This is a genomic window from Bradyrhizobium prioriisuperbiae, from assembly GCF_032397745.1.
GTDB classification, from domain to species: Bacteria; Pseudomonadota; Alphaproteobacteria; order Rhizobiales; family Xanthobacteraceae; genus Bradyrhizobium_A; species Bradyrhizobium_A prioriisuperbiae.
The window spans coordinates 7,540,120-7,565,284 of record NZ_CP135921.1 but is presented as its reverse complement, the minus strand read 5'-3'; the positions used below and the strand labels follow the sequence as shown (position 1 = coordinate 7,565,284).

The following is a 25,165-nucleotide window of genomic DNA, read 5'->3' as shown; positions in this document are numbered from 1 at the left end:
GCGCCCAATTTTCATTCGAACTTAGAGGGTGAGCTCTTGCGCGCCATATGTGTGGTTGCAGCGATCGCTGTTGTTGCATTCGGTGGGATTGCTTTTGCCGACGGCAGCGGTGATCCGGCAGCGGTCAAATCCGAAGACGGCAAATATTTCGACAAGGATGGGAATCCAACGTTCAAGGTCGGCGCGGACGGCACCGTCGACTGGTATACGTACTCCGGATACCGCCGCTATCATTCCGAATGCCATGTGTGCCACGGCCCGGATGGCATGGGCTCGACCTATGCGCCGGCGCTGAAGGACTCACTCAAGACCATGAGTTACGGCGATTTCCTGGGTGTGGTGGCGAGCGGCCGCAAGAACGTGTCGTCGGGGCAGGAGAATGTCATGCCCGCGTTCGGCGACAATCAGAATGTGGTCTGTTACCTGGACGATATCTACATTTATCTGCGCGCTCGCGCCAATGACGCCGTCGGCCGCGTGCGGCCCGCCAAAAACGAAGGCAAGCCTGAAGCCTTCACCAAAGCGGAGAACACCTGCATGGGACATAAGTGACGGAGGTCCGGTGGGCCACAAAAGGGTGGAGCGCATGCGGCAGCATCATTGTGGCCGCATGGCAAGCTTAAGGAGGCTGCAATGACACCGGCTCATCTCCGCCGCTGGCTGGCGCCTCCGGTGCTGGCGATCGCCCTGGTCGTCGCGTCCGATCGTGAGGCTGCGTGGGCCCAGGTCCCGCGAGAAGTGCTTCGACAGGCGCCGGGACAAGCACAGGGGCAGGGATCGGGACAATCGCAGGACGGACTCGATTTGTCGATCGAATTGGTTGATCCGAAAGTGCTGCGGGTCTGTGCCGACCCGCACAACCTGCCGTTCTCAAATGAGAAGGGTGAGGGGTTCGAGAACAAGATCGCCGAGCTGTTCGCCGAGAAACTGCAGAAGAAGCTCGACTACATGTTCTTTCCGCAGGCCACGGGATTTGTCCGCGTGACTCTCGGCTCGCATCGCTGCGACCTGATCATGGGCTTTCCGCAAGGCGACGATCTGGTGCAGGTGACCAACCCCTACTACCGTACAGCCTATGCGCTTGTCACCAAATCCGGCAGCGATCTTGCCGAGGTGACCACGCTCGGTGACCCACGCCTGAAGACCAAGCGCATCGGCATCGTCGCCGGCACGCCTCCGGGCACCGACATGGCCGCCAACGGCCTGATGGGTAACGCCAGGCCTTATCCTTTGATGATCGACACACGCATCGATTCATCGGCCGAAGCGATGATCAAGGACATCTCGTCGGGCGCGGTCGATGCCGGGGTGCTATGGGGGCCGATGGCGGGCTACTATGCCAAGAAGTCCGATCCGCCGTTGCGTGTGGTGCCTTTGGTCAAGGAGACGGCCGGGCCGAAACTCGCCTATCGCATCGGCATGGGCGTGCGTTATGCCGATCAGAACTGGAAACGGCAGCTCAACCGCCTGATCCAGGACAGCCAGGGCGACATCAACAAGATACTGCTCGACTTCGGCGTGCCGCTGCTCGACGACAACGACCGGCCGATCACGGCACAAAGCTCGACCAAGCCTCCATGACCGGGGGGCTCGTGCGCGTCGCCGTGGCCATGCTGCTGTCCGTGACGGTGGCGCTGGCCGGCGATGCTGCGCCCGAGCCGGACGGCTATCGGATGGAGGATTATCGCGCCCCCGTGCCCGCGACGCTGAAGGGCGCCCGCGTGCTGACGACGCAGGCCGCGAAAGCGATCTGGGACGCCCGGGCCGCTGTGTTTGTCGACGTGCTGCCGCATCCGCCAAAACCCAAAAATCTTCCTGTGGGAACGGTATGGCGGGAGACGCCGCGCTCGAACATTCCCGGCAGCGTCTGGCTGCCCGACACCGGTTACGGTGCGCTGGCCGCCACCACCGAAGACTATCTGCGGCAGGGACTCGCGCGCGCCAGCAGCGGCGACAAGGCGAAACTCCTGGTGTTCTATTGTCAGCAGGCCTGCTGGATGTCGTGGAACGCGGCCCGGCGCGCGCTGTCCTACGGCTATCCTAACGTAGCCTGGTATCCCGAAGGGACCGACGGATGGGAGCGGGCGGATCTGCCCGTGGTCGCTGCCCGGCCGGAACCGCGGGCCGGAGACTAGTCCAGCTTGAACACCTGCCTCACGAAATCGCCGACCGCCTGGTGCGCGGCGCGTGCGGCCTCGGCATTGCCGCCGACATGAGGATCGGACTGCACGCAGGCATCGGTGTAGCTGAACGGCTGCTGTGTCGACACGTTCAGTAGCGTGCCGCTGTCGGCCTCGTGGATGCGGCAATTGCGAACGGTCTGTGCGTTTGCGGCAACGAGGGAGCCCAGCGGGAACGGCGTGTCGAAGCCATGCTGCGCGTCCGGATATTCGGTCAGCGTCACGTCGCGACCGGCGTCCTTGAGGCGGGCAAGGTAGGCCTTGCAACTCGCGACCGGATTATAGTCATCGGGCTCGCCGTGAAAGATCCGGATCGGCTTGCCGGCCACGTCGGTGTCTCCGGCATAGGTCGTCATGCAGTCGGGATAGAACGGAATATAGGCCGCAGGCTGCAGTCCCGATGTGTTCCACAATTTCTGGAAGCGGGTGAGACTGGCGTAGAGCACGGCCTGTCCGCCGCGCGAAAATCCCATCAGCACCACGCGGCTAGGATCGACTCGCGGATGTTTCGCGAGAATGTCCAGCGCGCGATAGATGTCGAGTGTGAAGGCGAGACGGCCCAGCGCCGCCTGGTTGGTGTTGACCGCGGTCATGCCGCGCCCGGTAAAGCCGTCGATCGCGAAGGTCGAGATGCCCATGGCGTTGAACTGGCGTGCCCAGACTTCGACATTTGGGCCGATGCCGCCGGAGCCGTGCATCAGGATGACCACCGGCAGCCGTCCCGTGCCCTGCGCAATGCGGAATTCGCCGGTGACGGTGACCGGCTTGCCGGACGCATCGCCGGTCAGGAATTGCTGGTCGGTGAGGGTGAGAGAGGGGATCGGATGAATCTCGACACGCTGCGCCGTGTCGGCGTTGGGGGGCGTTTGGGCGTGCGCCGCAAAACCAAACATGGCGGTGAGGCCAACCAGCACGGCACGCAGCAGCATCCGTCGCATCGCTCTCTCCCTGATTTTTCTTGCCGCGTGTCATCGCTGCCGCGGGCATCTCATTGGCCTCATTAGAGGTGCGCTGGGATTCGCCGTCAATTGCGATTTTTCAGGAGGCGCCGCGCAACGGTTGCGGGGCTGCGTCGTTGCGAACGCTGGACAGCCGGGCTCCCGATCGGCTTCAATACCGTTCAATTAACGAAATACTGGGGAGATCGTCATGTCAGCTCAGCAATCCTACAAGGAAATCGCCACCCGTTACACGGCGGCATGGAATGCCCACGACATTCCCGCCATCATGGCGATGCATGTTGACGACACCAGCTATCGCCGCCATGGCAGCGCCCGGATCTTTCGTGGCAAGGAGGCGGTGGCCGAGCAGTTCGGCAAGGATTTTTCCGGCCTGCCGGGGCTGAAGTTCGAGCCGGTCTCGCTGCACGGCAGCGACGATCATTTCGTCGCCGAATCCATCATCACGGCGACGACGCCGGACGGCGCGCCGGTGACCATGGAGCTGATCGACCTGATCACGCTTCGCGACGGCAAGGTGGTCAGCAAGGACAGTTATTTCGTCACAAGCCGGCCGCCGCGCGAGAAATGATAGCGCTTTGAACCATTTGCTGGTGAGATGCGTCCAACGTTTGCGATTTGGTCTCTCTCTGGCACCGGCATCATGAAAATCACCCTCGATCTCACCGACCTCGTGGAAACGGGGAAACTGACCACGGCCGAAGCCGACCGGCTGCGCGCCTTGGCCGCGCGCGACACCGGCTCGCTCGGCATCAACATCCTGGTCGGCTTTGGCGTGGTGGCGGTGGCCGCCGGCGCCGGCGCGCTGCTGCCGTCGCCGCTCACCGCGGTGGCGCTGGGCGCGGTGATGTTCGTGCTCGGCTTCGCCCTGATGTCGTCGAAGGCCTCGGCCTGGGAGCTGCTGGCGCAGATCTGCATCGTCATCGGTGCGCTGGCGTTTTGCGGCGGGATCGCGATGCTCGATGGCGGATCGCTGCGGGTGATGCTCGCGATCGCGGTCATCCTCGCGGGTGCCGCGGTGCTGGCGCGTTCCGGCCTGCTGATCGCGGCGTCGGTGCTGGTGATCGGTGCCTGTCTCGGCAGCAGCTCCGACTATCGCCACGCCATGTACTCGCTGACGGTGGAGGAACCGACACTCACCATCGTGGTGTTCGCCCTGATCGCGCTGGCTTGCTATCTGGCGTCACTGCGGCTCACCTCGAAGTACGAGCGGCTGGCGCTGATCGCCGCGCGCACCGCCGTGCTGATGATCAATTTCGGCTTCCTCGTTGGTTCGCTGTGGGGCGATCGCCTGCTGCGGCTGCGTTCGCTGATCAGCAGCGATCCCTCGATCCTGCACGACTACACCGCACGTTCGGAGATGATCTCGCCATTGGCGTTCAGCATCGGCTGGGCCGTGGCGCTGATTGCCGCGGGCGTGTGGGCGGTCAAGGTCAACCGCCGCTGGATCGTCAACATCGTGGCGGTGTTCGCCGCACTGCATTTCTACACCCAATGGTTCGAGAAGCTCGGCGCCACCCCGATCACCGTGCTGCTCGCGGGCCTCCTGCTGCTCGCCTTTGCGTTCGGGTTGTGGACCTTCAACCGGCGCGCGGTTGCAGCTTAGGGGCGATCCCCGCGCGCCATGAGAATTTACCGGGGCGCATCACGCTATTCCGGCATTGGCAGCGGGCAGGGCCGCGCCTATCCTTCCTCCATAAATAGAACAATGGAGGAACCCATGCTGCGATCGTCGCTCTGGCTCGGCTCACTGATGATGGCGGCTGGCGTCGGCTGGCTTGCTGCGACCGTGTTCGCGCCTCCCGCCCGGAGCAAGGAGCCGCGCTTTCCGCAACTGACCATGGACCAGCTCACGGCGGCGCAAAAGCCGTTGGGCGAGCAGGTGATGAAGGTCTCCAGCGTCGGTCTCGGCGGTCCCTACAATCCGATGATGCGCAGCCCGGTGCTGGGACAGCGTCTGTTCGATCTCTTTCACTATCTGCGCTGGGAAACGTCAGTTCCGACCCGGCTCAACGAATTCGCGATCCTGATCATCGGCCGGCAATGGCGCTCGCAAGTCGAATGGTATGCCCACGCGCCGCTGGCGCAGAAGGCCGGACTCTCGCCGCAGATCATTGCCGAGTTGAAAGACAACAAGCGCCCCGCCACCATGTCGGAGGACGAGGCGGTGGTGTACGACTTCGTCACCGAACTCACCACCAAGCATGTGGTCTCGGACGAGCTGTTCGCCCGCGCCAAAAAGCTGTTTACCGATCAGCAGATCGTGGACCTGACCTCGGTGGCGGGCTGCTACGTCTCGGTGGCGATGCTCTTGGCGATGGCGGAGGAAACGACACCGCCCGGCAAGGAGGAGCCGTTCAAGCCGGGTGAGCCTTAAGGCTGAGGCTCAATTGCCGCCTGCTTGCCGATCCGGCCAAGGTGGGTGAAGCCGAAACCCGCGTCGTATTTTAGGCCGTAGCCAAGTGCGCGGTCGAGGCCGATATGGGCGAGCCAGATCAGGGCAAGGTGCAGTGCCAGCGGGCCGAGGAGCGCAAGGCTCGCGGCCCCGAGCACGATCGGCACCAAAGTGGTGTGGAACGTGTTGTACGCCACGGTGCCCACGCGCGGCCCGGCCAGGTAGCCGAGAAGACTCAGGTCCGGCGCCAGCGCCAGCACCGCGAAAAGCCACCAGGATGCGCCGGAATGGGCGTAGAGCGTCACTGCTGCGCCGATGAGCGCCAGCCCTTCCAGCTGCAGCAGAAGTTTGGGGACGCCGGTCACGCCCCCTGGGGGCTGATCCTTCGATACCGTCATTGCCATTCTCACCGAATCTCAGGAGAGCCAGTCTATGGCTCACGTTCCATGCCGTCCAGATTGGCGCCAGAGCCGACGCCAAGCCGGTTTTCCTGTCCGCAGGCCACGTGCTAGATAAATCCCCAATCGGTCAATCGCAAAGGCGGCAGGCCTGCCGCCGGGGGACAAGCATGAAGGATATCGTCGAAAAGCTCGAAGCCCGTCGCGCCGGCGCCAAGCTGGGGGGTGGCGAGAAGCGGATCGAGGCGCAGCACGGCCGCGGCAAGCTGACCGCGCGGGAGCGCATCGAGCTCTTGCTCGACAAGGGCTCGTTCGAGGAATTCGACATGTTCGTCGAACATCGCTCGGTCGAGTTCGGCATGGAGAAGAACAAGGTGCCCGGCGATGGCGTGGTCACCGGCTGGGGCACCGTCAACGGCCGCAAGACCTTCGTGTTCGCCAAGGACTTTACCGTGTTCGGTGGCTCGCTGTCGGAGACTCACGCGCTGAAGATCACCAAACTGCAGGACATGGCGATGAAGGCGCGTGCGCCGATCATCGGGCTCTATGATGCGGGCGGCGCCCGCATCCAGGAGGGCGTGGCGGCGCTGGCCGGCTATTCCTACGTGTTCCGCCGCAACGTACAGGCGTCGGGGGTGATCCCGCAGATCAGTGTGATCATGGGCCCGTGCGCGGGCGGCGACGTCTATTCCCCGGCGATGACCGACTTCATCTTCATGGTGAAGAACACCAGCTACATGTTCGTCACCGGCCCCGACGTGGTGAAGACCGTCACGAACGAGGTGGTGACCGCCGAGGAGTTGGGCGGCGCCAGCGTGCACGCCACCAAGTCCTCGATCGCGGACGGCGCCTACGAGAACGACGTCGAGACGCTGCTGCAGATGCGCCGCCTGATCGACTTCCTGCCCTCCAACAACACCGACGGCGTGCCGGAATGGCCGAGCTTCGACGACATCGAACGGGTCGACATGTCCTTGGACACCCTGGTCCCGGACAACCCGAACAAGCCTTACGACATCAAGGAACTGATCCTGAAGGTGGTGGACGAGGGCGATTTCTTCGAGATCGCGGAAACCTTTGCCAGGAACATCGTCACCGGATTCGGCCGCGTCGCCGGCCGCACGGTGGGGTTCGTCGCCAACCAGCCGATGGTGCTGGCGGGCGTCCTCGACTCTGACGCCTCGCGCAAGGCCGCGCGCTTCGTGCGGTTCTGCGATGCCTTCAACATCCCGATCGTGACCTTCGTGGACGTGCCGGGCTTCCTGCCGGGCACCGCCCAGGAATACGGCGGCCTGATCAAGCATGGCGCGAAACTCTTGTTCGCCTATTCCCAGTGCACCGTACCGCTGGTCACCGTGATCACCCGCAAGGCCTATGGCGGTGCGTTCGACGTGATGGCGTCGAAGGAAATCGGCGCCGACATGAACTACGCCTGGCCGACCGCGCAGATCGCCGTGATGGGCGCCAAGGGCGCGGTGGAAATCATCTTCCGCCAGGACATCGGCGATGCCGAAAAGATCGCGGCGCGCACCAAGGAATACGAGGACCGTTTCCTGTCACCCTTCGTCGCCGCCGAGCGCGGCTACATCGACGACGTCATCATGCCGCACTCCACCCGCAAGCGGATTGCGCGCGCGCTCGCCATGTTGAAGGACAAGCATGTCGAGGTGCCGATGAAGAAACACGATAATCTGCCGTTGTGAGCGAATTCATCTACGGCGCCCCAGGCAATGCCCCATAGCGAAGCCCTGCTGCTGCCGCTCTCCATCATCGGCCTGATCGCGGCCTCGATGACGGCGGCATTGGTGGCGGGGCGGCGCAGCATGGACTGGGTGGGGGTGGCGCTGCTCGGCAGCATCACCGCGCTCGGCGGCGGCTCGACGCGCGACACGCTGCTTGGCAACTACCCGCTGGCCTGGGTGCAGCAGCCGTATCTGCTGGCGGTCACGACCGCAGCGGCGCTGGCCACCATCGCGCTGGCGCCGGTGATCCATCGTTTCCGCAACCTGTTCTTCCTGCTCGATGCCATCGGCCTGGTCGTATTCACCATCCAGGGCTGTGACATCGCGCTGAAGACCAACCAGCACCTCGCCATCGTCATCGTTGCCGGCATGATCTCGGGCTGCGTCGGCGGCGTGCTGCGCGATGTGCTCTGCAACGACGTGCCGCTGCTGTTCCGCGCCGAGCTTTACGCCAGTGTGTCGATTGTCACCGGCCTGATCTATGTGATGGGGCAGCGTCTCGACATCAGCCCGGACCTGGTGACGCTGGTGGCGCTCGGCATCGGGCTCACCTTCCGCCTGCTGGCGATCCGCTTCCGTTGGGAAATGCCGAAGTTCGTCTACGACCGCGAGTGAGGGGAGCCGGCTCGTGACACCGCTGTGACGCGGCGGGACGTTCAGCCGCAGCTTTGCTGCGCCGGACGACTTTTGGCTGCTCGACAGCCGCCATTCAGTTGATATGGTTCTCTTGCTGCTTCGGATTGCGGATCGCTCGACAAGCCCTGAACGTCATCGGTGCTTTGTCGGACCAAACAGCGACGGGCCACGCACACCGTTGATTGCGATCGTTTTTATATAACTTGTTATTTTCAGAAACGTTTTGGACGCCCTGCATGGGAGCGTCAAATGGAGGTTGCGATGAGTGCGCTGAAGGAGCGATTGGCCCGGCTACGCCGTTTCAACACCTGGGTCACCCAGGGTGACGCAAAACTGGCTGAAGAAAGCGCTGACATCAACAGTGGTCTGGAGGGACTGGATCTCGAGCGGCCGCCGGAGGCGATCGAGCAGGATGTCGGCCTGGAAAGCATCGTGCTGCGGCGCCAGCGTCCGGTCCTGGCCATCAGGGCCAATGAAGCCCAGCTCGTTTTCGTGGACAAGGCCGACAGCGCGATCTGGGACGCTCGACTGAAACAGGCCAAGCCATTCCTGGACGGCGCCATTCGCGCGGTCGGCCGGATCGAGCTGAAGGGCGCCCAGATGGACTGGGTCGGCACCGGCTGGCTGGTGTCCGACAGTATCATGGTGACCAACCGCCATGTGGCCAATGCCTTCGCGATGCGGAAGGGCGAAGGCTTCACCTTCCGGATGGGCAATAGCGGTCCGATTCGTGCGTCGGTCGATTTTCTGCAGGAGATCGACAATCCCGACACCCTGGTGTTCCAGCTGATCAGGCCGTTGCACATCGAGGAGGAGCCCGGACCCGATATCTCGTTCTTCGAGGTCGAGGTGGTCGGGGGCAATCCGAAACTCGCGACGCCGATTCAGCTCGCGGGCAAGATCGGCGTCACCGAGAATGTCGCTGTTATCGGCTATCCGGCCTATGACAGCCGAATCCCCGAGCCGGATCTGATGGAGCAGATCTACGGCAAGCTCTACAACAAGAAGCGCCTCGCGCCCGGCGGCGTCACCCAGGTCGAGCAGACGCGCCTTCTGCACAACTGCACCACTCTTGGGGGCAATTCCGGCTCTGTCGTTTTCGATCTCGACAGCGGTCAGGCGCTGGGATTGCACTTCAGCGGCACGTTCCTCACCACGAACTATGCAGTCCGCGCCGACATCGTCAAAAAGCTGCTGGCCGATGTCCGTTCCGGCCGCGCCCGCCCGGAAACGCCGGTCCGCGCAAAGTCGCCGACCTTGCCGCTGCCGCCGCCGTCCGGCGGGATCGTCTCCGGCGCGGCGCGGTCGCGACCGGGCCGCAGCGCAACGGTGACCATCCCGCTGACCGTGACGGTGTCCATTGGCGACATCGGCGATCGCCTGGCGCCGTCGCGGGGATATGCGGTCTCGACCGCTCCGGCGGCCGATGATGCGGCGGGTGGTGATGAGGCGGTCGCCGCCGATTATCGCGACCGGGAGGGCTATCAGCCGGATTTCCTGGGCAAGAAACTCAAGGTCGATCTGCCATCGGTCGATCGTGACGCGGGCGATGTGCTCGATTTCGAGGTCGACGGAAAGTCCGACACCGAACTTCGCTATGAGCATTATTCGGTGGTGATGAGCCGCAGCCGACGCATGTGCTTCTTCAGCGCCTGCAATATCGACGGCAACCTGTCGAAGAAAAGCAAGCGGGTCAGCTGGAAGTGGGATCCGCGCATTCCCAGAGAGCAGCAGATCATGAACGAGTGTTATGGCTCGCCGCCGAAATTCAGCCGTGGCCACATGACCCGACGGGAGGATCCGGGCTGGGGTGATGCCGCAACCGCCAAGCGTGGCAATGAAGACTCCATGCACGTCACCAACACCACCCCGCAGATGCAGGCCTTCAATGCGCCGATCTGGCTGGCGCTGGAGGATTATGCGCTGGGACACGCCAAGGAAGACGACATGAAGATCTCGGTGTTCACCGGGCCGTATTTCCAAGACAAGGATCCGGAGATGTACGGCGTGCGGATCCCGCGAGCATTCTGGAAAATCATCGCATTCATCCATGACGACACCGGCAAGCTGTGCGCCACTGGTTACGAGATGAACCAGGAGCAGAGCCTGCAGCCCGAAGAGGAGTTCGTGTTCGGCGCGTTCACCTCGCCGCAGCTTCAGGTTGCCACGCAAGTCTCGATCCGCTCCATCGAGACGCGCGCCGGCATCAGTTTCGGCAAGCTCGCCAGCGTCGATCCGCTGGCCGGCAGCGACGAGGGCCTCGATGACGGCCCGAGGGCACCTCTCGGCGCGCTGGAGCAGATCCGCTTCATCCGCTGAAGATCACGCTTCCTGGAGGCGCCGTCTGGTGCCTCCCGGGGGCGTTGAGCGAGTTCGGTGCTTCACACCATCACGGTGGTACGCGGGCCGGCGCGATCAACGTCGGCTTCGCCGCGGTTCGGCCGCAGCAACCGCCACACAATCCCGAAATGGCTGACGAGCAACACCGGCACCAGGAAACCCGGGATCAGGAACCAGGGCAGGCTTGCCATGATGACGGAGGAGACCTCGCCGAAGATCAGCCGCGCCGGGCCGGGCGCGGAGGTGAGGCCGAGAAAGATTGCGTCCAGCAGATCGGCAAGGCCTGCCACGTTCCAGAGCAGTGCGATCGATCGCGACCAGGGATGGTTGCGGGCGACCAGCCAGGCCACCGGAAGCGCGGTGAGGCCGACGAGGATATCGCCCCAGCCGGCCATGTTGGCGAATTCCGCCGGCAAGCGGTTCTGGGCATGGAGCACAAGGAAGAGAACACCGAGCACACGCACGGCATGCATGCCGATCAGCGCGGGCAGGGCGATGTCGCTGAGACGCCTGCGCAGTTTCGCATTGCGCGCAACGATCAGCGTCAGGGCGATGGTCGGCACCAGGATCGACAGACCAAATCCCGCTGACGCGAGCGGACCGCGATCGGCTGAAAACAGCCGCAGCGCGGCGAACAAGACCACGATGCTGAACCACGCGGTCAGGATCGTGGCGAGGCGGATGCGCTGCTCCACGCTGCCGGCGAAGCCGATGGCGAGGGTGGCGATGCAGATGGCGGCGCTTGCGGTCAAAATGACCGTGGCGATCAGGTCGAATGTCGCGTGAGATGTCACATCGAAGGTCATGGCGTTCTTTCCGTGTAGGTACACTTAACTGAACGACGACATCGGGCCGGGACTTCCTTGGGCGATTAGAGGACGATCTGGGTCGGCATATCGCTGAGGCCGAACTGCTTCAGCACGCGTGGCACGCTGGCTTGGGCTTTGCGCCAAGCGGGCAGGCTTTGGCGGGCCGCATGTTCGCCGGCATCGGTGATGCTGGCGCGGCGAATGCGGGCGTCGGTATCCTCAGCGGCGATCTTGACCAGGCCACGGCGTTCCAGCGGCGCGAGGTTTCGGGTTAGCGTGGTGCGCTCCATGCCGAGAAACGTCGCCAGTCGGCTGATGGGCATCGGACCGGTCTGGGCAAGGGTCGACAGCACCGTGAACTGCGTTGCCCGCAGGCCGGTGCCGCGGAAACTGGCTTCGAAATGCTGTGTCACTGCACGGCTTGCTTTGCGCAGGGCGGTGCACGCACATCCGCGACAGGGTTCGAAAATCGATCGCGCCATAAAAGTGTATATACACCTATTTAGGCGAAGAGTCAAAGCGAGGCCGAAGGGCGGCAGAACAACAGGGCCCAACCAGCGGACGCAGCGGCAGCCTCAAAAACAAGAAAGCCCCGCCGAAGCAGGGCTTTCGTTGTCGTGCAAAAGCAGGCCGATCAGCGACAGCGGCCGTGGCGCCAGAACATGCCGGGCGGGCAGCGACGGCCGACAATGATCGGACGCTCGACGATGACTCGGCGCGGGGCGACGATCACCGGGCCGCGATTGGGACGGCAGCCGCCGTAGGGACCACGATGGAATCCGGGACCGCAACCGCCGGCGACCTGGATCACGTCACCGTTGGCCGCCGGGCCTGTCGGCGCGAGCGGCATCGCGTTGGCAAAACTCGCGCCGGCAATGACCAGGAATGCGGCAGCAACAAATGTCTTCATGGCGTTATCCTCAGGTGATTCCGCCAAGGCGGCGGCGACGCGAGAATGCCAAAGCGATCGCGGTGAATAAAGCAAATTCCTCTTGCAGGACGGCACTTCGCAATGCGGAATCATTCTTCGATGGTGTAGCGAACGCGCAATGCCTGCTGTTTGATCACGCTGCATTCATCTAGCTGAACATAAGGCGCGCCGAATCACGGCGCGCCTCGATGCCGACAGAGAACCGCCTTACCTCATGCCCATGCAGCTTGCGTAGAACGAGGTGGTTGCAGGCCAGTCGGAGAACACGCCGCGCACGCCGACCTGCTTTGCCATCACGTCGAGCACGGTCAGCGTGTCGCCGTCGCGGTCGATGACTTCCTTCACCGACTGATGATAGAAGCCGCCGCCCTTGTTGAGCGGGCCATCGCGCTCCAGCGACCATGCGATGATGTCGAGGCCGGCCTTCTTCGCCGCACGGGCGTAGGTCGAGGGCACGATCTCTTTGCGGTCGTTCAAGGCCAGCAGCATGTAGATCGGCGGTGCGATAATCTGCACGCCCTGGTCGGAGAGCTGCTTCATGCTCGGCTTCCAGGTCTCGGGCTTGGTGTAGTCGAAGCCCGGCAGTTCATAGCGGCCGTCGAGGAACACCGCCTGCCTGCCAAAGGCCGGCTCGGTTTTGATCCAGAACAGGATGTCGTCGAGATTGAAGCTCTGCGCGAACACGTCCTTCGGGTCGACATAGGCGCGCTTGAAGGCGTTGATCATCTGCGCGGCATATTTCTGCTGGGTGTAATCCCCGCCGAACGGCATCGGCACCTCCGGCGCCTTCAGTTCCGGCGTGAACTTGACGCGGAGCTGCTTGTTCAGCGCGATGCTCTCGTCGAGGGTCATCACCGTGCCCGAGTTGGCGTAGAGATCGGTGCGCCAGGGCGGCGTGCCGTTCTGATAGTCGTCGACATTGGTAGCGTTGGGATTGAAGCCGTCCATCTTCGCGCGCAGGCGCTTGAACTCTGCCAGCGTGATGTCGCTGGTGCAGCACTTGGCGGAGGCCGCTTTGCCGCTGGCCTTGTCGGCCGGGCTGAACTGCGAGGTGCATTTCGCGGCCAGATCAGGCACCTGCAGGATGTTGGTCGTGGTGTGCAGGTCGCACTGCGAGTGGCGGCAGACCAGCTGACGGTCCTTGGTGAAGGTGACGTCGCACTCGATCACGCCGGCGCCCATGCGTGCGGCGGCTTCATAGGATTCTTTCGAATGCTCTGGGAATTGCAGCGGCGCGCCGCGATGGGCGATGGAGAAATCGGTCTTGCGGAAGGGGCCGGTGCACTGCTGCAGCTGCGACTTGAGTGGGCCGTCCTTCATTTTGCTGACGAGATAGAACGGACGCGGGCCAAGTTGCGGCGACTGATTATGATCGTGCGCCGATGCTTCGGTTGATGTGGACACAAGTTTTGCGAGCAGCACGAAAGTTGTGAGCGCAAACGTCAAGCGCATGTGAAAACCCCCTCAGTCCGCAGAGTGCGAACAACGCGGCGGATCAGATCACTTAGTTGTGACAACTGTTTGTCGCGCGTGATCGAGGAGAGCAACTGCAATGTTGTGAAAATCGGTGGAGTTTGATCGCGATGCTCCGCCAGCCGCAAAAGATAAAATGATTCAAAAGATAAAAAGGAAAAACGCGGCGAACATTCGATCCATGCCCGCCGCGCGAAACTTGCTGCAGCAGGAGATGTCGAGTCTCCCACCGCCGATGATCATCTTCGTTTTGCTCGTTGCTCTTACTTGGTCGCTCCGTCAACGGGTGCCTTCGGCGTTGCCGACGGTGCGGCACCCGTCGTCGTGCCCGGCTCCGTGTTGGGGCGCGGGGTCACGTCACGCGCCGGCGGCGGCAGTGGAGCCGGCGTGTTCGCAGCCGTGTTGCTCGCGGGCGGAGGCGGCGTTGTCGAGGCCGTGTCGGTCGTCGATGTGTGCGCAATGCCGTAGAGCACCGCGCCGACGATCAGCAGTGCCGCAATGGAGTAGGTGGCCATCCGTCCGGAGCCGGCTGGACCTTCGGACATTTCGAGGTCGCGTTGCAACTCGTCATCAAAACGCGATGGTCGGGGCGGCATCTCGTTCTGGGCCGAACGATAGGCGTCGTCTGGTTCACGTGGAAAGGCCATGACTTCCTCCATTTCTATCACTGCGGATCAATCATTGAGCGCTGCGCATGTTCCCGGGGGGCTTCCTTGGGTTTCCCGAGGCGGTCAGCGCAGCGACGTATCCTCGCGCGGGGCGAGGTGGGCGGAGTCGAACCAACCGGGGAGAGGTGCGTTCTGCAATGCGGCAGACGGCGTGCGCGTGGCATCTCCCGCGCTGTGGGCCGTATTGAACCCATAGAGGGCAAGGGCGATCGCCAGGAGCAAGCCTAGCCCCAGGGCAGCCTTCTTGGGCTTGTCGACGTGCTGATCGCCGTACATCAGCGGCGTATTCACCTTCTCGTCTGCATCCGTGTGCCGGACCATCATTTCCTCCCGAGCTTCTTTGTCGTTCCGGGACAACCCGCAGCTCGGCATGACCGTTCCCCATGGAACTGGAGCTTCGCCGGAGGTCGGCTATGAGATTTTTGGGAACTTTTAAGTTCTTCCGGGGTTTGAATTTTTCACGTCAATGCGGCTGGACGGGAACAGCTGGAGACCGACAAAATGCGACCGGAGATTCGTGCGAGTGAGGTGGGAATCGCTCGCGGCGAGGAATTGGGCGCAGAACGTCGGCGGTCATTAGTCGCTTCATGGCGCGGGTCCGGTGGCAACCCGCGGTGAGAGCACATCAAACGGGGCAATGAGTTCATGGCTAGTCAGAGTGATCGACTTCCGACCGGCGTTGCCGGTCTGGACACCATCCTCGGCGGCGGCGTTTTCCACGGCGGCATCTACATCATTCAGGGCGCGCCGGGCGCCGGCAAGACGATCCTCGGCAACCAGATCTGCTTTGCCCATGCGGCCACCGGTCGTCGCGCGCTCTACATCACATTGCTGGCCGAAAGCCACTCGCGCATGATCGGCCATATGCAGCGGCTGTCGTTCTTCGATCAGGGGGCGATTCCCGATCGTGTGTCCTTTATCGGCGCCTTCAAGATTCTCGATGACGACGGTTTGCGCGGGCTGCTCGACGTGGTTCGGCGCGAAGTGCGGGCGCGGCAGATCAAAACCCTGGTGCTCGATGGCCTGATCACCGTCCATGAAAAGGCCTCGTCGGATCTCGAACTGAAGAAGTTCATCCACGAGTTGCAGGCCCAGGCCGCCTTCACCGATTGCACCATGTTCCTTTTGACCAGCGCGTTCGACGGCCAGAAATTCCCGCCCGAGCACACCATGGTGGACGGCCTGATTGAACTGCAGACGTCGCTGCACGGTCGCCGCGCCGAGCGGGAAATGCAGGTGCACAAGCTGCGGGGCGGCTGGTTCATGGGTGGCCGCCATTCCTATCGGATCACCGACGGTGGCATCGCGGCCTTTCCCCGGACCGAAGCCGTTCTGGCAACCCCGAGCGTATGGGACAACGCCGACGGCCCAAAGGTGTCCATCGGCATTGCCGGCGTTGACCGCATGCTGGGTGGCGGCGTTGACCAGCATTCGGTGTCGGTGGTGATGGGGCCGGCCGGCAGCGGCAAGACTACCGCGGGCCTACAGTTCCTGTTTGGCGGGCCGCCGGAGGAGCCTGCGGTTCATTTCGGTTTTCACGAAAGTCCGATGGCACTGACGTTGAAAGCGCGCGCTTTGAAGCTGCCGATCGATGCGCGCAAGGACAAGCTGCATCTGTTGTGGCGCCCGCAGACCGAGGCGATTCTCGACGAGGTGACCAGGGAACTGCTGTCGTCGCTCAAGCAGTTCGGCGCGCGGCGTCTGGTCATCGACGGCATTGAGGGTTTTGCTAAGCTGACCGACGAGAGGAAACGGGTGACAGCTTTTTTGTCGGCGCTCTGCAACGAGTTAAGGGCGCAAGGCATTACAACCCTTGTGACAGCCGAGACGGACCACATCGGGGTGATCCCCGGACAACCGCTTGCCGGTGTCGCACCGACGGGACTATCGCCGGTTGCGGAAAACATCATTGCTTTGCGGCTTGCACCGCTGCGGTCGGAGACCCATCGATTGATGACCGTGCTCAAGGCTCGCGACAGCAAGACCGACATGCGCATGCGTCGCTTCGAGATCGCTGAGGGCGGCATCACCCTGGATGAGGACTATGGCCGCGCGGAACGCATTCTGCGGGATATCGGTCACCAGAACGGCAACCCGCAGCTGCCTTCGGCGGATCCGCGTCTGACCGGAGAGTGAATGTGAAAACAGTGCTGGTCGTCGAGGACGAGTGGGCCATCGCGGATTGGCTGGAAGTCCTGCTGAGCGAGCGCGGTTATCACGTTCTCGCCGCGAGCAACGGGCGGCAGGCCCTCGATATCCTGCATCATGAGACACCCGATCTGGTCCTGACCGACTTCATGATGCCGTTTGTGGATGGCGCGGGCCTGGTGACCGCGATGGCCGAGAATCCCAGGACCAAACAGATCCCGGTGGTGGTGATGACCTCGCTGCTCGAGAGTGCAGTGCGGGAACGGCTGACGGGGCACAAGGCGGTGCTGCGAAAGCCGTTCCGGGAAGGCGATCTGTTCCGGATCCTGGATGAGATTGTCCCGATCTCCCGGGACTGATCGCGAATTTTCTGTTCTAGGGATGCAGCCCCTGCGACATAAGCGGCAACCCCGACGGCACCTCTCGGAACGAAATTGCGTTTATTTCACAAGGCGGAGGGCAGTTCCGATTCTTGGTGCAGGGGGGATCAAAAGCGACATAGACTGGTTCTAAAGGGACTCGATCCGGACCCACGAGCCGGGCGCAGTACGAGCCAGAACAAGAGCAAGAAAGAAACGTCGCGATGGGAATCAATCAAGGGCCGATCAGCCTCGACCAGAAATACACCCAGGGGTCGGGCCACGTTTTCATGACGGGCATCCAGGCTCTGGTGCGGCTGCCGATGGCGCAGATCCGCCGGGATCGCGCTCAGGGTCTGAACACCTCGGCCTTTATCTCGGGCTATCGCGGATCGCCGCTCGGCGGCTATGACCAGCAGCTGATGGCGGCCAAGGCGCATCTGGCGCAGTACGACGTCAAATTCCAGCCGGGCGTGAACGAAGATCTGGCCGCAACGGCGATCTGGGGATCGCAGCAGCTCAATCTGTCGCCGGGCGCCAGGAAGGACGGCGTGGTCGGCATCTGGTACGGCAAGGGGCCGGGCGTCGACCGCTGCGGCGACGTATTTCGCCACGGCAATGCCGCGGGATCCGCCAAGCACGGCGGCGTGCTATGCCTCGCCGGCGATGACCATGGCGCCAAATCCTCCACTGTGCCGCATCAGTCCGACCATGCCTTCATGTCGGCGTTGATGCCTTATCTCTATCCATCCAGCATCCATGGAATGATCGAGATGGGCCTGCTCGGCATCGCGATGTCGCGCTATTCCGGCTGCTGGGTCGGCATGAAGGTGATCACCGAGACGGTGGAGACCACGGCCGAGATCGACCTGACCGACGAGATGACGCCTTTCATTATCCCGCCGGACTTCGAGCTGCCGCCGGATGGCCTGAACCTGCGCTGGCCGGATGACCGTTACGCCCAGGACCGCCGTTTGCAGGACTACAAGGGCTTCGCTGCCATCGCGTTCGCTCGCGCCAACAAGATCAATCGCATCACCATGGATTCGCCGAACGCCCGCTACGGCATCATGGCGTCCGGCAAGAGTTATGAGGACGTGCGCCAGGCGCTGCGCGAGCTCGGCATTACGCCTGAAGTTGCCGCCAAGATCGGGCTTCGCCTTTACAAGATCGGCATGCCCTGGCCGCTGGAGCCGCAGGGCGTGCGTGAATTCGCGGTTGGCCTCGAAGAGATCCTGGTGGTCGAGGAACGCCGCGAGATCGTCGAAAACCAAGTCAAGCAGGAGCTGTTCAACTGGCGTGACGACGTGCGCCCGCGCATCGTCGGCAAGATGGACCACCACGACAAGCGTTTCCTGTCGTTCTCCGAGGAACTCAGCGTCGCCACCATCGCTACCTCGCTGACCGAGCGGCTGCTGACGCTGGACCTCAATCCCGAAATCGTGGCCATGCTGCGCGCCAAGGCCGACTGGTTCAACGGCCGGCAGGCGTCCCAGGTGCAGGCGATCGCGCCGGTTACCCGCACGCCGTATTTCTGCTCGGGCTGCCCGCACAACACCTCCACCAAGGTGCCGGAGGGTAGCCGCGCCCTGGCCGGCATCGGCTGTCACTTCATGTCGCTGTGGATGGACCGCAGCACCGAGACCTTCACCCAGATGGGCGGCGAGGGCGTGCCGTGGGTCGGCATCGCGCCGTTCACCGACGAGAAGCATATCTTCGCCAATCTCGGCGACGGCACCTATTTCCATTCCGGCAGCCTGGCGATCCGCCAGTCCGTCGCGTCCAAGGCCAACATCACCTACAAGGTGCTTTATAACGACGCGGTCGCCATGACCGGCGGCCAGCGCCACGACGGCGACCTGTCGCCGCAGCAGATCACCTTCCAGCTGCACGCCGAGGGGATTCGAGAGATCTACCTGGTTTCGGAAAACCCCGACAGCTATCCGGCATCGACCATCGCGCCGGGGACCAAGCTCGCCCATCGCGACGAGCTCGATACCGTCATGCGTACGCTGCGCGAGACGCCCGGCTGCTCCGCGATCGTGTTCGTGCAGACCTGCGCCGCCGAGAAGCGTCGCCGCCGCAAGCGCGGCCTGCTGGAGGATCCGCCAAAGCGGGTGGTGATCAATTCCGCGGTCTGCGAAGGCTGCGGCGACTGTTCGGTGCAATCGAACTGCATTTCCGTGGAGCCGCTGGAAACCGCGCTCGGACGCAAGCGCGCCATCAACCAGTCCAGCTGCAACAAGGATTTCTCCTGCGTCAAAGGCTTCTGCCCATCGTTCGTCACCGTCCATGGCGGCCAGTTGCGCAAGAAGGCTCCCGTTGATCTTGGCGCCATTGGCGAGTTGCCGCCGGCGCCTTCGCTGCGGCCGCTGGATAAGCCCTACAACATCGCGGTCGGCGGCGTCGGCGGCACCGGCGTGCTGACCATCGGCGCGTTGCTCGGCATGGCCGCCCACATTGAGGGCAAGGCCAGCATGATCCTCGACATGTCGGGGCTGGCCCAGAAGGGTGGTGCGGTGCTCAGTCACGTCCGCATCTCGCAGAACACACAGGATGTGACCTGCTCGCGCATTGTCACCGGCACCGCCGATCTTCTGATCGCCGCCGATGAAGTGGTCGCGATCGCCAAAGAGACCATCACGCTTTGCGAGGCCCAGCGCACCCACGGCATCATCAACACCCATCTGATCCCGATCGCCGACTTCGTGCGCGACCGGGATTTTGATTTCCAGCGCCGCAAGGTGAACCGGGTTCTCGAAGGCGCGCTGCGCCAGGATTCGATCTTCCTCGACTTCACCCACGCGGCCGAAGGCCTGCTCGGAGATTCCATCGCCACCAATGTGATGATGCTGGGCTTCGCCTACCAGAAAGGCCTGCTGCCGGTCACCGCCGAAGCGATCATGCAGGCGATCGAGCTGAACGGCGTGTCCATCAAGATGAACACGCTGGCGTTTGCGCTGGGACGGCTGGCTGTGATCGATCCGGCGCGGCTGCACGCCATGCTCAAGGATGAGGTGGCGCCGCCGAAGACCCAGGAGCAGATGTCGCTGGCCGAGATCATCGACCACCGCAGCGCGCTGTTGCGGGACTATCAGAACGAGAAACTCGCCACGCGCTATCGCGATCTGGTCGAGCGTGTGAAGTTGGCCGCTTCGAACGCCGGTTTCGGCGAGGAACTGCCGCGCGCGGTGGCCATCAACTACGCCAAGCTTTTGGCCTACAAGGACGAGTATGAAGTCGCCCGTCTGTTCACCGACGGCCGGTTCGAGCAGAACATCCGAGACCAGTTCGAGGGCGATTTCACCCTGAACTTCAATCTGGCGCCACCACTGCTGGGCGGCGGCAAGGATGCACTGGGGCGTCCGCGCAAGCGCGCGTTCGGCCCCGGCATGATGCGCGGCTTCCGCCTGCTGGCGAAGCTGCGCGTCCTGCGCGGCACGCCGCTCGACATCTTCGGCTACTCCGCCGACCGCCGCCTGGAGCGCGATCTGATCGCAGGGTATGAGAAGCATGCCGTCTCCCTGCTGGACAAGCTGTCGCCGCAGACCATCGACACCGCGATCGAACTGCTGTCGCTGCCCGACCGGATCCGCGGCTACGGCCCGGTCAAGGAGAAGGCCGTGACCGATGCGCGTAAGCGTTATGACGAACTGATGCGCGATCTCATCAACCCGCCGCCGCGGGTCGCGCCGCAGATGGCGGCGGAGTAAGCCGCGGGTTTCCGGAGCGCGTTCCCGCGTTTAATCGCGGGTGACGCGCTCCCTCAAATTCGCATGTGGCCATGTCTTGCCGCGTTTCCCCTCGTTCTATTTCGCATGGCGGAATGGAGGGCAGGGATGATGCTTGCCAATCTCTCCGTCGCGGTTCAAAAAATTGGCTGGGAAGACAACACCAGCGGAGCTTGGTTTGAGCATCAAGGGCAAGGCGTATATCGCCGGAATTTACGAACATCCGACCCGGCACGCACCTGACAAGTCGACCGCGCAGCTGCACGCCGAAGTGGCGAAGGGCGCGCTGGAGGATGCCGGGCTGACCAGCGCCGACGTTGACGGCTATTTTTGCGCGGGCGACGCGCCGGGCGGTGCCTGGCCGATGGTTGATTATCTCGGCTTGCGAGTGCGCCACATCGATTCGACCGAGACCGGGGGCAGCTCCTACATCATCCATCTCGGGCATGCGGCCGAAGCCATCGCGGCGGGCAAGTGCTCGATCGCGCTGGTGACGCTGGCCGGCAAGCCGCGCACCAGCGCAATGGCGCCGCGCGCCGCCGGCGCGGAAGCCGATTTCGAGGCCGCCTATGGCGCGACCACCCACAATGCTTACGGCATGTGCGCGCTGCGGCACATGCACGATTATGGCACCACCAGTGAGCAACTGGCCTGGATCAAGGTCGCGGCGTCGCATCACGCGCAATACAATCCGCATGCGATGCTGAAAGAGGTCGTCACCGTCGAGGATGTGCTCAATTCGCCGATGATCTCCGATCCGCTGCACCGCATGGACTGCTGCGTGGTCTCCGACGGTGGCGGCGCTTTCATCGTGACCACTCCCGAGATCGCCAAGAGTCTGAAGAAGCCGCTTGTGCGGCTGATCGGCCATGGCGAAGCGATGAAGGGCCCGCGCGGCGGCAAGGATCTCGATCTGACCCATTCCGCCGGTGTGTGGTCTGGCCCGCGCGCGTTCGAGGAGGCCGGCGTCGCGCCCAAGGACATCAAGTACGCCTCGATCTACGACAGCTTCACCATCACCGTGCTGATGCAACTCGAGGACCTCGGCTTCTGTAGGAAGGGCGAGGGCGGCAAGTTCGTCGCCGACGGCAACCTGATTTCGGGCGTCGGCAAGCTGCCGTTCAACACCGACGGTGGTGGTCTCTGCAGCAACCATCCGGTCAATCGCGGCGGCTTGACCAAGATCCTCGAGGCGGTGCGCCAGTTGCGCGGAGAGGCGCATCCCAAAGTGCAGGTGCCGAACTGCGATCTCGCCGTTGCCCACGGCACCGGCGGCCTGCTCGGCGTGCGCCATGCCGCCTCGACAGCCATTCTGGAGCGCGTGTGATGAGCGAGACGAAAACCTATCCCAAGCCCCAAGGCAATCCCGAGACCCAGCCGTTCTGGGATGCGGCCGTCAAGGGCAAGTTCCTGATCAAGCGCTGTACCGCCTGCAACGAGCCGCATTACTTTCCGCGCGCGATCTGCCCGTTCTGCTTCTCCGACCAGACGGTCTGGGAAGAGAGCGCGGGCGAGGGCGAAATCTACACCTTCAGCGTGATGCGCAAGTCGCCCACCGGTCCTTATGCGATCGGCTATGTCACTTTGAAGGAGGGGCCGTCGCTGCTGACCAACTTCGTCGACTGCGATCCCATGACGCTGAAGATCGGCCAGCGCGTCAAGGTGGTGTTCAAGCCGACCGAGGGAGCGCCGCTGCCGTTCTTCACCCCCGTCGCCTGATAACAGAGCGGCCAAGCCGCCAACGAGGAAACGCCAATGCCGATCAAATATCCCGAGATCATGAACCTGAAGCGGGAGGGCGACCCTTATTCATGGACCGACCGCGAGGTCATGCTCTACGCCTACGGCATCGGTCTGAGCGCTGATCCGATGGATGAGCGGGAGCTGGCGTTCGTCAACGAGGCAACTTTCACGCCGCGTCCGCTCAAGGTGGTCCCGACCTTCGCCTCCGTGGCCGCCTGGGGTGCGAGCCCGGGTGACCTCGGCATCAACCGCCTGCTGGTGGTGGATGGCGAACGCGACATCACCTTCCACAAGCCGTTGCCGGTGGCTGCGAAGATCACCGCGGATTCCCGCATTCTTGCCGTCTACGATAAGGGCAAGGACAAGGGCGCCGTGGTCACCCGCGAAACGGTGCTCAGGGATGAAGGCGGCGATAAGCTTGCGACATTGATCAGCTCGGCCTTCGCACGCGGCGATGGTGGCTTCGGTGGTCCGTCGGAGGGACAGCCGGCGCCGCATGCGGTGCCCAAGCGGGCACCGGACCGTTCCGTCGATATCACCACCCGCCCGGATCAGGCGCTGATCTACCGCCTCTGCGGCGATCGCAATCCGCTGCACAGTGATCCGGAGTTCGCCCAGAAGGCCGGATTTCCGCGGCCGATCCTGCACGGCATGTGCACCTATGGCCTGACCTGCCGCGCGGTGCTGCAGACCTATGCCGACTACGACGCCGGCGCGTTCCGCCAGCACGCGGTGCGATTTTCCGCACCGGTGTTTCCCGGGGAGACGGTGACGGTCGATCTGTGGAAGGACGGCGATGTCGTGTCGTTCGAAGCCCAGGTCAAGGCACGCAACGTTACCGTGATCAAGAACGGAAAAACCGTTCTGGCTTGACGGCCAATCATAACAAGACAGCTGCGGGAGAGCGTCATGGGTCTGCTGGACGGCAAGGTCGCGATCATCACCGGCGCCGGCGGCGGCTTGGGTGAAGCCTACGCCAAACTGTTCGCCCGCGAAGGCGCCGCCGTCGTGGTCAACGATCTCGGCGGTCCGCGCGACGGCAGCGGACGTGACCTCTCGATGGCGCAGGCCGTGGTCGACGCCATTGTGGCCGGAGGTGGCCGCGCCGTGGTCAACGGCGCCGACATCGCCACCATGGCCGGAGGCCAGTCGGTGTTCGACGATGCCATCAGGCATTTCGGCCGCGCCGATATCCTGGTAAACAATGCCGGCATCCTGCGCGACGTGACCTTCGCCAAAATGCCCGAGGAGACCTGGGACAAGGTGATCGCGGTGCATCTGAAGGGAACGTTCTGCGCCACGCTCCCCGTGTTCCGCTGGATGAAGGACAATGGCGGCGGCGTCATCGTCAACACCTCGTCGACCTCCGGCCTGATCGGCAATTTCGGCCAGAGCAACTATGGCGCGGCCAAGGGCGGCATCTTCGGCCTGAGCAATGTGCTGGCCATCGAAGGCCGCAAGTACAACATCCGGATCTGGACCCTGGCGCCGGGTGCGCTGACGCGCATGACGGCGGACCTGCCGCGCTATATCGAAAATCCGGGCGCAGCGTTCGGTCCCGACCAGATCGCACCGGCGGTGCTTTATATGGTCTCCTCGCTCTCCGGCGACCAGACCGGCAAGATCCTTGGCGTCTCCGGCCCGCGCGGCGTGCGCGAGATGAAGATGCTGGAAATGCAGGGATGGAAACCGTCGACCAGTGCCTGGCAGGCGCAGGACATCGCCGAGCATGCCGGCGAGATCTTCTTTTCCGACGACAATAAAATGGCCGCGCGCCGGTTTTGAAAGGTAACGATGACAGAGACACCGGCCCCCGACAAACCGTCCGCGCAGCCCGAGGTGGCGGCGCGGCTGGCCTCCACCATGCTGTTGCTGCGCGAGAGTGCTGATGGCATGGAGATCTTCATGGTGGTGCGTCACCACGAGATCGATTTCGCCTCCGGTGCGCTGGTGTTTCCCGGCGGCAGTGTCGAGCCCGGCGACCGCGCCATCGCGGGCCGTCCCGAGCTGTTCGCCGGCGGCGAGGGCATCGATCCGGATGTGCTGGCGCTGCGGATCGGCGGCGTGCGCGAAACCTTCGAAGAATGCGGCATCCTGTTGGCGCGCCCGCGCGGATCGACCGCGCTGGTCGGCGCCGAGCGGCTGAAGGCCATCGATGAGGCGCGCCGCGCGGATCTCGATGCCGGCAAGATCTCGTTCGCCGATCTCGTCGCCGCCGAGGATCTCGTGCTGGCGCTCGATCTGCTGGTGCCGTTCGCGCACTGGATTACACCGGTGCGGATGCCCAAGCGCTTCGACACCCATTTCTTCCTCGCCGTCGCGCCGGCCGATCAGGTCGGCGTGCACGACGGCAAGGAGACGGTGGATTCGATCTGGATTGCCCCGCAGCAGGCGCTGGACGAGGCCAAGTCGGGCCGCTTCAAGATCCTGTTCCCGACCACCCGCAATCTGATCAAGCTGGCGCGCAGCCGGACGGCGGCGGAAGCGATCGCGCTGGCTCGCACAGAGCCGGTGGTGACGGTGATGCCCGACATCGTCAAGGGTGACAAAGGCCAGCGTCAACTGCGCATTCCCGCGGATGCCGGTTATGACGGTGTCTTGTTCGACATCGATTTCTGAGCAAGCTTCCGCAATCACGACAAGCAGGATCGGG

General features: G+C 63.4%; 25 protein-coding genes. 17 read left to right on the top strand and 8 right to left on the bottom strand.

All coding sequences use genetic code 11. From position 1 onward, the window contains the following. Positions 1-36: 36 nt before the first annotated feature. The 3 genes from RS897_RS35180 to RS897_RS35170 all read left to right on the top strand — a co-directional run bounded on the left by RS897_RS35180 (position 37) and on the right by RS897_RS35170 (position 2,135). Positions 37-552: a c-type cytochrome, methanol metabolism-related gene (locus RS897_RS35180; RefSeq protein ID WP_315833267.1), complete on the top strand. Its 516-nt coding sequence runs from the start codon at positions 37-39 to the stop codon at positions 550-552. Positions 553-633: 81 nt separating this feature from the next. Continuing rightward, positions 634-1,581 (top strand): substrate-binding domain-containing protein, encoded by a 948-nt coding sequence (locus RS897_RS35175; RefSeq protein WP_315833266.1) that lies wholly within the window; start codon positions 634-636, stop codon positions 1,579-1,581. Further along, positions 1,578-2,135 (top strand): PQQ-dependent catabolism-associated CXXCW motif protein, encoded by a 558-nt coding sequence (locus tag RS897_RS35170; protein ID WP_315833265.1) that lies wholly within the window; start codon positions 1,578-1,580, stop codon positions 2,133-2,135. The genes RS897_RS35175 and RS897_RS35170 overlap by 4 nt, the downstream gene beginning before the upstream one ends. Here the strand turns inward: RS897_RS35170 and RS897_RS35165 are convergent. Then, the gene (locus RS897_RS35165; protein ID WP_407654363.1) at positions 2,132-3,118 is read right to left on the bottom strand and encodes a dienelactone hydrolase family protein; all 987 of its coding nucleotides are present in this window, start codon (positions 3,116-3,118) and stop codon (positions 2,132-2,134) included. The genes RS897_RS35170 and RS897_RS35165 overlap by 4 nt on opposite strands. Before the next feature lie 211 nt (positions 3,119-3,329). On the opposite strand from RS897_RS35165, the gene RS897_RS35160 reads away from it, so the two are divergent. The 3 genes from RS897_RS35160 (at position 3,330) to RS897_RS35150 (ending at position 5,516) form a co-directional block, all read left to right on the top strand. Next, the gene (locus RS897_RS35160; RefSeq protein ID WP_315833264.1) at positions 3,330-3,710 is read left to right on the top strand and encodes a nuclear transport factor 2 family protein; all 381 of its coding nucleotides are present in this window, start codon (positions 3,330-3,332) and stop codon (positions 3,708-3,710) included. Between the two features lie 72 nt (positions 3,711-3,782). Beyond that, positions 3,783-4,745: a hypothetical protein gene (locus tag RS897_RS35155; protein ID WP_315833263.1), complete on the top strand. Its 963-nt coding sequence runs from the start codon at positions 3,783-3,785 to the stop codon at positions 4,743-4,745. Positions 4,746-4,859: 114 nt separating this feature from the next. Next, positions 4,860-5,516 (top strand): carboxymuconolactone decarboxylase family protein, encoded by a 657-nt coding sequence (locus RS897_RS35150; RefSeq protein ID WP_315833262.1) that lies wholly within the window; start codon positions 4,860-4,862, stop codon positions 5,514-5,516. Here RS897_RS35150 and RS897_RS35145 read toward each other — a convergent pair. Next, complete coding sequence (locus RS897_RS35145; protein WP_315833261.1) at positions 5,513-5,932, bottom strand: DUF4260 domain-containing protein; 420 nt, start codon at positions 5,930-5,932, stop codon at positions 5,513-5,515. The two genes, RS897_RS35150 and RS897_RS35145, sit on opposite strands and share 4 nt — an antisense overlap. 170 nt (positions 5,933-6,102) lie before the next feature. Between RS897_RS35145 and RS897_RS35140 the strand changes: the two genes are divergently transcribed. From RS897_RS35140 to RS897_RS35130, 3 genes are all read left to right on the top strand, one after another. Then, on the top strand, positions 6,103-7,635 hold the full coding sequence (locus RS897_RS35140) for an acyl-CoA carboxylase subunit beta (RefSeq protein WP_315833260.1): 1,533 nt from the start codon (positions 6,103-6,105) through the stop codon (positions 7,633-7,635). Between the two features lie 27 nt (positions 7,636-7,662). Beyond that, positions 7,663-8,289 carry a trimeric intracellular cation channel family protein gene (locus tag RS897_RS35135; protein ID WP_315833259.1) on the top strand — a complete coding sequence of 209 codons (627 nt, stop codon included), beginning with the start codon at positions 7,663-7,665 and terminating at the stop codon, positions 8,287-8,289. 282 nt (positions 8,290-8,571) lie between these two features. Next, positions 8,572-10,629 (top strand): DNA/RNA non-specific endonuclease, encoded by a 2,058-nt coding sequence (locus tag RS897_RS35130; RefSeq protein ID WP_315833258.1) that lies wholly within the window; start codon positions 8,572-8,574, stop codon positions 10,627-10,629. A 62-nt stretch (positions 10,630-10,691) separates the two neighbouring features. Here RS897_RS35130 and RS897_RS35125 read toward each other — a convergent pair whose 3' ends face one another. From RS897_RS35125 to RS897_RS35100, 6 genes are all read right to left on the bottom strand, one after another. Beyond that, a complete protein-coding gene (locus RS897_RS35125) occupies positions 10,692-11,456 on the bottom strand; it encodes a hypothetical protein (RefSeq protein WP_315833257.1) in 765 nt (254 codons plus the stop codon). A 65-nt stretch (positions 11,457-11,521) separates the two neighbouring features. Next, a complete protein-coding gene (locus RS897_RS35120) occupies positions 11,522-11,872 on the bottom strand; it encodes a MarR family winged helix-turn-helix transcriptional regulator (protein WP_315833256.1) in 351 nt (116 codons plus the stop codon). A 221-nt stretch (positions 11,873-12,093) separates the two neighbouring features. Continuing rightward, complete coding sequence (locus RS897_RS35115; protein WP_315833255.1) at positions 12,094-12,369, bottom strand: GCG_CRPN prefix-to-repeats domain-containing protein; 276 nt, start codon at positions 12,367-12,369, stop codon at positions 12,094-12,096. A gap of 228 nt (positions 12,370-12,597) precedes the next feature. Then, positions 12,598-13,842, bottom strand: a complete 1,245-nt coding sequence (locus RS897_RS35110) for a glycerophosphodiester phosphodiesterase family protein (protein ID WP_315833254.1) — start codon at positions 13,840-13,842, stop codon at positions 12,598-12,600. A 284-nt stretch (positions 13,843-14,126) separates the two neighbouring features. Then, positions 14,127-14,510, bottom strand: a complete 384-nt coding sequence (locus tag RS897_RS35105; RefSeq protein WP_315833253.1) for a hypothetical protein — start codon at positions 14,508-14,510, stop codon at positions 14,127-14,129. Between the two features lie 84 nt (positions 14,511-14,594). Next, positions 14,595-14,852: a hypothetical protein gene (locus RS897_RS35100; RefSeq protein ID WP_315833252.1), complete on the bottom strand. Its 258-nt coding sequence runs from the start codon at positions 14,850-14,852 to the stop codon at positions 14,595-14,597. A gap of 324 nt (positions 14,853-15,176) precedes the next feature. Between RS897_RS35100 and RS897_RS35095 the strand changes: the two genes are divergently transcribed. From RS897_RS35095 to RS897_RS35060, 8 genes are all read left to right on the top strand, one after another. Further along, positions 15,177-16,667: an RAD55 family ATPase gene (locus tag RS897_RS35095; protein WP_315833251.1), complete on the top strand. Its 1,491-nt coding sequence runs from the start codon at positions 15,177-15,179 to the stop codon at positions 16,665-16,667. Between the two features lie 2 nt (positions 16,668-16,669). After that, positions 16,670-17,038 (top strand): response regulator, encoded by a 369-nt coding sequence (locus tag RS897_RS35090; RefSeq protein ID WP_315833250.1) that lies wholly within the window; start codon positions 16,670-16,672, stop codon positions 17,036-17,038. Between the two features lie 224 nt (positions 17,039-17,262). Continuing rightward, positions 17,263-20,751: an indolepyruvate ferredoxin oxidoreductase family protein gene (locus tag RS897_RS35085; RefSeq protein ID WP_315833249.1), complete on the top strand. Its 3,489-nt coding sequence runs from the start codon at positions 17,263-17,265 to the stop codon at positions 20,749-20,751. A gap of 196 nt (positions 20,752-20,947) precedes the next feature. Continuing rightward, a complete protein-coding gene (locus RS897_RS35080) occupies positions 20,948-22,096 on the top strand; it encodes a thiolase domain-containing protein (RefSeq protein ID WP_315833248.1) in 1,149 nt (382 codons plus the stop codon). Further along, positions 22,096-22,488, top strand: a complete 393-nt coding sequence (locus tag RS897_RS35075) for a Zn-ribbon domain-containing OB-fold protein (protein ID WP_315833247.1) — start codon at positions 22,096-22,098, stop codon at positions 22,486-22,488. Before RS897_RS35080 ends, RS897_RS35075 begins: the two co-directional genes overlap by 1 nt. A gap of 36 nt (positions 22,489-22,524) precedes the next feature. Continuing rightward, positions 22,525-23,385, top strand: a complete 861-nt coding sequence (locus tag RS897_RS35070; RefSeq protein WP_315833246.1) for a MaoC/PaaZ C-terminal domain-containing protein — start codon at positions 22,525-22,527, stop codon at positions 23,383-23,385. Between the two features lie 36 nt (positions 23,386-23,421). After that, a complete protein-coding gene (locus RS897_RS35065) occupies positions 23,422-24,297 on the top strand; it encodes an SDR family oxidoreductase (RefSeq protein ID WP_315833245.1) in 876 nt (291 codons plus the stop codon). 9 nt (positions 24,298-24,306) lie between these two features. Next, entirely contained in the window at positions 24,307-25,131 is an 825-nt protein-coding gene (locus tag RS897_RS35060; RefSeq protein ID WP_315833244.1) for an NUDIX hydrolase, read from the top strand. Positions 25,132-25,165 lie beyond the last annotated feature (34 nt).